Raw genomic sequence first — 8,449 nt, 5'->3', positions numbered from 1 at the left:
TAATTTTTTTTTTTTTGTGTTTTTGTCTTTTGATATCTGGTTATCGGGGCCCCCCCCCCGCGAAAACCCCCCCCCCCCCGCCGGGGTGGGTTCACGTCGGCCCGGCCGACTTCCCACTCCGGCCGCCCTGCCGGCGCTCTGCGCGCCGGCGGGCCCGGTCACGCACTCAGGACGAGCCTTCACCACGGATCAGCCGCAGCGCCGGCCCTGCACGCCCGGCCACCCGCCCGGCCCTCGGCCGCCGGGCTTCCCGCTGGGCTTCCCGCTGGGCTTCCCGCTCGGCCTCCTGTTCGGCCACCAGGTCCGCCGACACGCGGGCGCCCAACGCCCGCAGCTCTGCCTTGCGCTCCTCGTCGGCCTCCTCGTCGCCCGGGTAGGCGGCCACGTACTTGACGCCGTGCTCGTCCTCCCAGGCGTAGCTGCGGTACTGCGTCGTCACCTCGTCCGCCACAGGGAACCTCCGCTCCTCGTCTTCGGGGTGACCCACCGTAGGCGACCGACCTGCACCGGGAAAGGGGCCGTGGCGCCCGCACCGCACGCCCCGTCACGCGGCTGACGGGCCGCTTGCCGCCCTCGGACCTCGGGCCACGCCCCCCTCACGGGCCGTCCGTCACCGACGGCCGTTCCCCCGATCGAGGGAAGCGGCGCCCGTCCGTGCGCTCACTCCGGGCCGAACCGAGACACTGAGGCCATGAGGATCTGGAACGGACCCGTCCTGGGCGTGGTGGCACTGGCCGCCGCCGCGATGCCGAGCCTGCTCGCCACGGTGCCGGCACAGGCACAGGCCACCGGTCCGGCGGTGGCCGCCCACTCCGCCGAGCGCACGTCCCGGCGCGACGTCTACGTGCCGCGCGTTCTCTCCCCTCGCGCGGGGACGGTCTGGCGAGTCGGCGAGCGGGTCGAAGTCACCTGGGACGTCTCGGATCCGCCGGCGCAGATCACCAACCGCACGGGGTCCATCGCCTTGCGCGCGGGCGGCGTCACCCTCCTCGACCGGGTCCTCGCCAGTGACTTCGACATCCTGCTGGGACGGATGGAGGTGACCGTGCCGGACGTCCCCCCTGGAGACGACTACCGGGTCGTCCTGTCCGGTGATTCCGGCAACTGGTCCGAGCCCTTCACGATCACGTCGGACGGACGGGCCGCCCCGCCGCCGGGTGCGCCGGCTACTCGTCGTCGGTGAAACTGACCGAGCCGATGCCGCTCTGGGTGCTCGAACCACCCGACCTGATGGTCTTGATCTCGTCCCGGCAGCCGGCGCCGAGGTAGACGGCCGCCTCCGCGTCGGTGTCGTTGTACAGCTCGGTGACGCGGCGGCCGAGGTCGTAGCACCGGTCGCCCTCGGGGTTCTCCAGCGTGTGCTCCTGGTTGTTGCTGATGTAGGTGAAAGTCCCCTCCGCGGCTTGGGCGTTGGCCGGGACTGCGATGCACAGAACCGCAGCGGCACCGACGGTGACCAGCGTCCTTCCGAGGCTCTTCACGGACTCGTCTCCTTTGAACGGCGGGCTTCCTCAGCGCTGCCAGTGTGGCCGTTCGGACACGCGAGGACGCGGGACGTCACTCGAATGGCCCTTCGACGGCGTTTCCCCGTCCCCGAAGAGCGGTGTTGGGCGATAGGGGGTTCGCCCCCGATTCGCCGGTCAACTTCTTTGTGTCATCTGCCAGTACGGCGGCCCGGCGGGGCGGAGGAGACTTTCCGCCACGGCCGCGACCCGGCGGGCGGCACACAGGAGGGGCGGCACGTGGGCGTGCAGCAGTACGACGGGATCGGCGAGGCGTTCGAGGGGTTCAAGTCCCTGCCGTTGATCCGCTACGGGGAGGTGCCGAGCTTCCTGGGCCTGGTCGGGGACGTGGACGGCCGGTCGGTCCTCGACCTGGCGTGCGGTACCGGCTTCTACAGCAGGGAGTTCAAGCGGCGCGGCGCCACCGACGTCCTCGGCGTCGACATCTCCGTCGAGATGGTCGCCGCCGCGCGCACGATCGAGCGGCGCGACCCGTTGGGTGTGCGCTACGAGGTCGGCGACGTGGCCGAACTGCGGCCCCTCGACCGGCGCTTCGACATCGCGCTGGGAGTGCAGTGCCTCAACTACGCCGAGGACGTCGCGGCGATGGAGCGGATGTGCCGCAACATCCACCGGGGCCTGGTGCCGGGCGGGGAGTTCTTCGTGCTCGCCCAGAAGCCCGACTACCGGTTCGACTGCCCGTCCCTGGACACGTACGGGTTCCGCTGCGAACCGACCGGCGAGGAGAGCGAGACGGGTCCGCGGGTGCGGGTCACGGCCCTCCTCGACCCGCAGCCGATCAGCATCGTGGGCGCGGCCCCGCGCCGCGAGGTCTACGAGCAGTGCCTGCGGGCGGCCGGGTTCGGCGAGGCCGAGTGGGTCCCGCTACAGGTGTCCGAGGCCGGCCTACGCGAGTTCGGCGAGGACTTCTGGGCCGACCTCCTCGCCAACCCGCCGCTGGAACTGCTGCGCTGCCGCGCCTGAGCGGCCGGGAGCGGCCGGCCGGTCGGGTGTCAGAGATCCGGTCAGGTGTCAGAGATCCGGCCACCTCCTCCACCGGCCCGTCAGGGCGACGTCGGTCTCCTTGAACGCGGCCTTCCACGCACCGCCCTCGCGCACCATCGCGTAGCGGGCCTCGCCGCCGATCAACCCTTCCGGCACGTACACCCAGCACCTGCCCGGCGTCTCCTGTTCGACGCGCAGGATCGGCGCCTCGAACTCCGGCGGCGTGCCGAAGCACAGCAGGTCGTAGCGCGACTGGTGCCGGGCCAGCGCCCTGGCCGCCAGGTGCCTGGCGAACACCGCCTTCACCGCCGCCAGTTGCTCGTCGCCCGTGGTGTCGTGCCGGCAGGAGGCCATCCACTCCTCCCACCGGCGCATCGCGTCGAAGAAGTCCTGCGCCGCCGCTCGGGCGCCTGCCGCACCTTGACCGCTCTGGCCGCCTCGGCCGCCTCGGCCGCCCGGTCGGTCGCCCGCTGGCATCGCTGCGCCTCAGCTCCAGTCGAAGGTCAACAGGGCGAGGCGGTCGACGGGTTCGAAGAACAGCATGATCCAGTCGGCGCCGCTGCCGCGGTAGTGCCAGCCGGGCACCGCCGCCACGAACTCGAAGCGGCGGCCGGACGGGCCGACGGGCCAGGTGCGGTCGCCGTCGTAGTCGAGCGGGAACAGGTCGGTCTCGATCCAGTTGCCGGCGGAGTCGGCGTAGCCGCCGAGCTGGTCCAGGAGGGCCATCTCGCCGGTGCAGCCGGGGTGCGGCAGGCCGTCGTCGCCGAGCAGGACGAGCCTGCCCTCGCGGCGGAAGCTGTCGCGGTGCGCCCGGTAGCTGTGCTCCTGGCGTTCGCAGTGCTCGGCGAGGCCGGCGTGGAACCCCGGCCAGGGGTCGGGGACTTCGTCCGGGCCCGCCGCCCGGGCGAAGTAGCGCAGGTCGCCGGCCAGGCGGAAGCGGTCGCCCTCCATCGTGAAGCCGAGCCAGTTGGGGGCCTGGAGCCCCGTGTGGAAGGCCGAGGTGTGGTCACCGATGAGGCCCTCCGACGGCTCCAGCGGGCTCAGCAGGTGGATCCACCCCTGCCAGGCGGGGTTGACCCGGGCCAGGTCGATCGAGACCAGCGGGTGCAGGTGCCGGGCCAGCTCGGCCTGGTCGGCGACGAAGACGTCCGCCGGGTCGGGGTAGATCCGCAGGCCCTCCCCGGCCGTCATGACGTCCTCGCGCACGGCGGTGTCCTCCACGGGCATCCGGGCCTCCTTCGGTGACCACGCGTCGGCGGTCGGTCGGCTGACGATCAGCCCCTTCCTACCAGGAGGCTCCGACAATCAGCCCCGGGCCCCGGGCCCGCCGACCGACTGTCGGTGACGGGTGCTACGTTCCGGTCCTCGTCACAACGGAGGGGAGTTCCCGATGCAGCAGCTGTGGGCGCGGATCGAGGCCGTGCTCGGGCGGATCGCCCCGAGGTTGGCGGCCGCGATGCCGCCCGGCGCCACCGACGAGCAGATCCGGGCGGCGGAGGCCGCGATGGGGGTGGAACTCCCGCCGGACGTCCGGGACTCCTACCGCTGCCACGACGGCCTGCCGGGGGTCCTGATCGGTCTGCACACCGAGCTCCACTCGCTCGACGCGATGGTGGACGACTGGCGCGAGCGGTCCGCCGACGCCGGGGATCCGCCCTGGGACGAGCGGGAGGAGGACGGCGTGATCCGCCGGGACGTCGCCTGGTCCGCCGGGTGGATCCCCTTCATCGGCATCGGCAACGGCGACGTGATCTGCATCGACCTGGACCCGCCCGCCCCGCAGCGCCGCGGCCAGATCATCGACTGGTCGCACGAGGGCTGGCGGGCCGGCTACGAGGCCGCCGGCCTGCGGGAGTTCCTGGAGGCCTTCGCCGCCGACCTGGAGGCCGACCGCTACCAGGTCGACGAGACGGGCGGCGCGTGGAGCGACGGAGGCCTGCCGCTGGTGATGCTGAAGGACTGAGGGCGCAGCCCCGTCAGAGCGCCCCGCTCCCCCGGCGCGCCGGATCGGGGCTGCACAGCCAGCCGTTGACGGCGAAGCGGCTGTCCTCGGGCCGCCGGGACGGGCACCTCACCGGGCGCACCTCGTGCCAGGCGGTGGGGCGGAAGAACACGATGCTGTCGTGCTCGGGCTCCCAGTCCCGCCAGGTGCGCTTCTCCCACTCGCCCGTCGTCCCGCCGTACAGCGGCAGGGCGGCGTCGAACACGCGCAGTGCGCCGCCGCCGAACGGCCGGGGCGTGCCGTGCAGGTAGTAGACGAAGGTGAGCAGGCGCCGGGGGGAGAACTCGGCGCTGGTGTCCTGGTGCGGCCGGTAGAAGTCGCCGTCGTTGTGCACGTTGAGGGTGTAGTCGGGCTCGGTGTTGCGGCAGGAGACGCCCAGGGTGTGCTCGACCGCCTCCAGCACCTCGTCGATGGCCGCCAGCAGTTCGGGCGCGGCGAACTCCCGGCACGAACGGGAGCGGCGGAAGCCGGGGACCAGCTCCCGGTCCCCGATCAGGGAGGGCTGCAACGCGTCGCCGGCGCGGGCGAGCGCGACGGCGCGTTCCAGCAGGGCGCCGGCCGTCCGCTCGCCCAGGAGCCCGGTGATGCGGCAGACCGTCACCGGGAGCCGCCAGATCGCGTCCGTGCTCACCGGCGACGGCTGCTCCGTCACGGTGTGCGGCCCTGTCATGATGTCCGGCTCTGTCCTGGTGTCCGGCTCCGTCACGGTGCCCGGCCCTGTCCTGGTGTCCGGCTCCGTCATGGTGTCCCGCCCTCTCGTCGTCCCGCGGCCCCGGGCGCGCTCACGCCCGGGGCCGCACCGGCCGGTGCCGCACCCGCGCCCCTACCGGCTCCAGTCCACGGGGACCACGTCCTGCTTGAGCCCGCGGTCGCTGCACACGGCACACGGGTTGCCCGGGACGCCGGGGCCCTGGTCGGTGCCGATGGTGATGGCCCCGTGGGCGCCGGCCGGGGCGTGGACGCCGTCGCCGACCATCGCGGCCTCGTAGCCGCCCAGCAGTTCCTGCAGGGTGCCGGGGCCCAGGTTCTCGGGGGCGGTGATCGCCGCGATGCCGTCGTAGTCGGTGTAGGCCGCGCCCAGCGTCCGGCCGCCCACGGTGGCGAACACGATCCGGGCGCCTCGGATGGGCTCCCCGGTCACCGCGTCCGAGGCCATCGCGTGGATGTTCTCCAGCTGCATCTGGGTGACGTTCAGGCTCGCCTGACTGGCCGAGAGCCTGGTCGGCTTGAGGCTGGGGCACTCCGCCCCGCTGCACGGCGGGGCCGGCGAGGCGGCCGCGGACGCGGTGACCGCGCTCCCCGCGCCCAGCGAGGCCAAGGCCGCGGCCATCACCGCGACGGTCTTGCGACCAACAGAGCTCATGATCCACTCCCGTGGGAACCGCCCGCGCGTGCTCCGCTCCGACGCCCGAGGGCCACGAGGGCCGGGCGCGTGCGGCACGCGACGGGTGCCGCCCCCCATCGGACGACACGGCCGAGCGTAGCCACCGCCCGGCCGGCCCAACCAGCCGACGACCACGAGTTCGCAAGATCTGATGAACAGTCAACGGCGCGGTGACAACGGCGGTCGGGGCGCACCGGCCGGTGCGCAGCGGGGCCGGCCGCCGCGGGGCGCCGGCCCCTCAGCGGGCCGGGCGCGGCGGGTAGGTGGGCGCCGTCCAGGACGCGTGGGCGTTGAACGTCAGGCCCGCCCGGTCCGAGGGGAGCGTGTGGTCCGGGTCGTTGCGGACGACCTCGATGCGGTGGCTCTCGACGTACAGCGCGGTGAGGTGCAGGCCCGGCGCGGGGGCGCGGACCTCCTGCCGCTCGCGGGTCATGGCGGCGACGAAACGCGTGCTGTCGTAGCCGAGTTCGCGGCTGAGGGAGGCGCCCGCCCTGGCGCCGGAGCCCTCGGTCTCGACGCCCGCCTCGAACCCCACGGACAGGCCGACGGCTTCGCGGCAGGCCTGCGCCTGCGCCTCGTCCACCCCCCACGGGACGGTGGCGCCGACCGTGCCCGGGCCCGGGTCCTCCCGCAGGTCGGTGACCGCGACCCGGGTGTAGAACCGCTTGCGCCGCACCGTGTACGTCGGCGAGTTGCGCAGGATCCACTCCGTGGACGCGCCCCGGTCGAGGACGGCGGTGCACGGGAGGACCACCTCCCGGTCGACGACCGGCTCGGTCCGCTCGGGCACGTCGCCTCCGTCCGTGACGGCCGGGCCTTTCGCCGTCCCCTGCCGGACCTGCCGCATCGGCACGTCCAGCACGTGGACGTCGCCGGGGTCCTCCCCCTCGTAGTCGCCGTCGAAGTAGGAGATCCAGGTCGCGATGCCGGGGGTCAGCAGGCAGCCCGTGCCGCCGGGGATCGTCTCGGGGCGGACGGTCTCGGGGATCTCCAGGCCGCCGCGCCCGCGCCAGGCGCCGACGGCCACGTAGGGGCGTCCGCCGATCTCCTCCTTCACGCAGCGCAGGTCGCCCTGGGCGACGAAGGCCGCGCCGCCGAGGTCGCGCAGGACGTCACGGGGCCCGTGGACCGTGTCCGAGGACCACAGCGCGCTCAGCGCCCGGTACCCGGGAGGGGCCACCGGCACCAGGCCGCGCAGCACCCCGTCGGAGTCGGTGACCTTGCGCCACTGCTTGGGCTCGGCCAGCGCGGCCGAGCCGCCGGTGCTCCCCCTCACCCAGGTCATCGGGGCGTTGTCGGGGATGACGCTGCACAGGGCGTGGTAGCCCTCGGGCGGTCTGGTCTCGCCGGTGCTGAAGACGAAGGTGAGTTCGCCGAACTGCTGTGGTGCCGAGTAGCTCATATCCGCTCCTCCTGTCGGACGGCTCGCGCTTGCCGGGCGGGCGTGCCGGTCCGCGGGCGGCCGTCCGGGGGCCGGCCCGGGCTCAGCGGCCCGCGGTCACCGGGTAGTGGTCGCTGTAGTCGGTGAAGGCCCGGCCGCCCGCCTCCCAGCTCGGCGAGGCGGTCTTCAGGACCTCGCTCGTCCAGGCGTCGCACGGTGGGGCGTGGCCCTTGCGGAGCAGGACGTGGTCCGTGTCCTCGGCGGGGTCGGCCGGGTGGCGGTGCAGGGCGGCGTCGTTGGCGATGGTGTCGAAGGAGTACTTCCAGCCGGTCCGGGGGCCCGCCTCGTGGAGGTTCCCGAAGCCCAGGACGTCCTGGAAGTCGGGCGAGTGGCGGTCGGTGTTGAAGTCCCCGGCGACGATCACCGGCTCGTGCGCCGGGATGCGGCGGTCCGTCAGGAAGACGTCGATGTCGCGCAGCTGGGAGCGGCGCATGATCCTCGCCTGGCCGGTCAGGCAGGCGCCGTCGTCGGACTGCAGGTGGGTGCCCACCACGTGCACGCGCCGGCCGGCGACCTCCAGTACGGCGTAGGCGAAGCCCTTGGCGGCCTCGGCGTCCCAGCCGCAGGCCACGTCGTAGACGTACTGCTCCATCCGCAGGATGGGCCACCTGCTGACGATCGCGACCCCGCCGCGGGCGTGCAGCGGGGAGATCTGCCGGCCGTGCGTGGCGGCCCAGCCCGACTCGTCCACCCCGACCACCGGCGTGCGGTGGCGGTACCCCCGGTCCTCCAGGCCCTGCATCAGTTCCTCGGAGGGGCCGGGGTCGAAGAGTTCCTGGAAGACCAGCACGTCGTGGTCCGCGACGTACGCGGACTCGGCGATCAGCCGCGAGCGCGCCGCGTTGTTCCAGTCGCCCTCGCTCTTCTGCGTCAGCCAGGACAGGAACATCACGTTGTGCGTCAGAACCTTCAAGGCCGTCCTCTCCGAACCGGCGGGCGCGGGGCGCACACACGGCGGAACCGGTCCGGGGCGCCCCGCCCCCCAAGTCAAGGGGGTCGGCCCGCGCCCGCCGGCGTCGACGCGCCGGTGCCCCGGCGGACGCAACGGGGGCGCGGGGAGGCATCACCGGCTCACGGCAGGACGTGAAGGGGCGTACACGGATGGTGCCGCGCCG

The 8,449-nt window shown here is 73.5% G+C and carries 11 protein-coding genes; 3 read left to right on the top strand and 8 right to left on the bottom strand.

Annotated elements, in window-relative coordinates; all coding sequences use genetic code 11:
* Positions 1-166 precede the first annotated feature (166 nt).
* A complete protein-coding gene (locus tag AB0P03_RS34105) occupies positions 167-451 on the bottom strand; it encodes a hypothetical protein (RefSeq protein WP_363632464.1) in 285 nt (94 codons plus the stop codon).
* A 240-nt stretch (positions 452-691) separates the two neighbouring features.
* On the opposite strand from AB0P03_RS34105, the gene AB0P03_RS34100 reads away from it, so the two are divergent.
* Complete coding sequence (locus tag AB0P03_RS34100) at positions 692-1,183, top strand: GPI anchored serine-threonine rich family protein (protein ID WP_363632462.1); 492 nt, start codon at positions 692-694, stop codon at positions 1,181-1,183.
* On the opposite strand, the gene AB0P03_RS34095 is transcribed toward AB0P03_RS34100, so the two are convergent.
* Positions 1,167-1,481, bottom strand: a complete 315-nt coding sequence (locus AB0P03_RS34095) for a hypothetical protein (RefSeq protein ID WP_363632461.1) — start codon at positions 1,479-1,481, stop codon at positions 1,167-1,169. The two genes, AB0P03_RS34100 and AB0P03_RS34095, sit on opposite strands and share 17 nt — an antisense overlap.
* Positions 1,482-1,742: 261 nt before the next feature.
* On the opposite strand from AB0P03_RS34095, the gene AB0P03_RS34090 reads away from it, so the two are divergent.
* Entirely contained in the window at positions 1,743-2,486 is a 744-nt protein-coding gene (locus AB0P03_RS34090; RefSeq protein WP_363632459.1) for a class I SAM-dependent methyltransferase, read from the top strand.
* A gap of 48 nt (positions 2,487-2,534) precedes the next feature.
* Here the strand turns inward: AB0P03_RS34090 and AB0P03_RS34085 are convergent, their stop codons facing one another.
* Both AB0P03_RS34085 and AB0P03_RS34080 read right to left on the bottom strand, forming a co-directional pair.
* Positions 2,535-2,861 (bottom strand): hypothetical protein, encoded by a 327-nt coding sequence (locus tag AB0P03_RS34085; protein ID WP_363587825.1) that lies wholly within the window; start codon positions 2,859-2,861, stop codon positions 2,535-2,537.
* Positions 2,862-2,993: 132 nt separating this feature from the next.
* Entirely contained in the window at positions 2,994-3,734 is a 741-nt protein-coding gene (locus AB0P03_RS34080; protein WP_363632457.1) for a hypothetical protein, read from the bottom strand.
* A 163-nt stretch (positions 3,735-3,897) separates the two neighbouring features.
* Here AB0P03_RS34080 and AB0P03_RS34075 point away from each other — a divergent pair, with 163 nt between their 5' ends.
* Positions 3,898-4,470, top strand: coding sequence for an SMI1/KNR4 family protein (locus AB0P03_RS34075; protein ID WP_363632455.1), 573 nt, complete (start codon positions 3,898-3,900; stop codon positions 4,468-4,470).
* A gap of 13 nt (positions 4,471-4,483) precedes the next feature.
* On the opposite strand, the gene AB0P03_RS34070 is transcribed toward AB0P03_RS34075, so the two are convergent.
* From AB0P03_RS34070 to AB0P03_RS34055, 4 genes are all read right to left on the bottom strand, one after another.
* Positions 4,484-5,251 carry a 2OG-Fe(II) oxygenase gene (locus AB0P03_RS34070; protein WP_363632453.1) on the bottom strand — a complete coding sequence of 256 codons (768 nt, stop codon included), beginning with the start codon at positions 5,249-5,251 and terminating at the stop codon, positions 4,484-4,486.
* Between the two features lie 81 nt (positions 5,252-5,332).
* Positions 5,333-5,872 (bottom strand): hypothetical protein, encoded by a 540-nt coding sequence (locus tag AB0P03_RS34065; protein ID WP_363587833.1) that lies wholly within the window; start codon positions 5,870-5,872, stop codon positions 5,333-5,335.
* A 259-nt stretch (positions 5,873-6,131) separates the two neighbouring features.
* Positions 6,132-7,295, bottom strand: a complete 1,164-nt coding sequence (locus AB0P03_RS34060; RefSeq protein WP_363632452.1) for a hypothetical protein — start codon at positions 7,293-7,295, stop codon at positions 6,132-6,134.
* 82 nt (positions 7,296-7,377) lie between these two features.
* Entirely contained in the window at positions 7,378-8,247 is an 870-nt protein-coding gene (locus tag AB0P03_RS34055) for a sphingomyelin phosphodiesterase (protein WP_363632450.1), read from the bottom strand.
* Between the last annotated feature and the right edge of the window lie 202 nt (positions 8,248-8,449).

The sequence above is a fragment of the Kitasatospora sp. NPDC088779 genome, assembly GCF_040685395.1.
Classification (GTDB): Bacteria; Actinomycetota; Actinomycetes; order Streptomycetales; family Streptomycetaceae; genus Kitasatospora.
The sequence above is the reverse complement of the archived record's forward strand: the minus strand, read 5'-3'. Positions and strand labels throughout refer to the sequence as shown.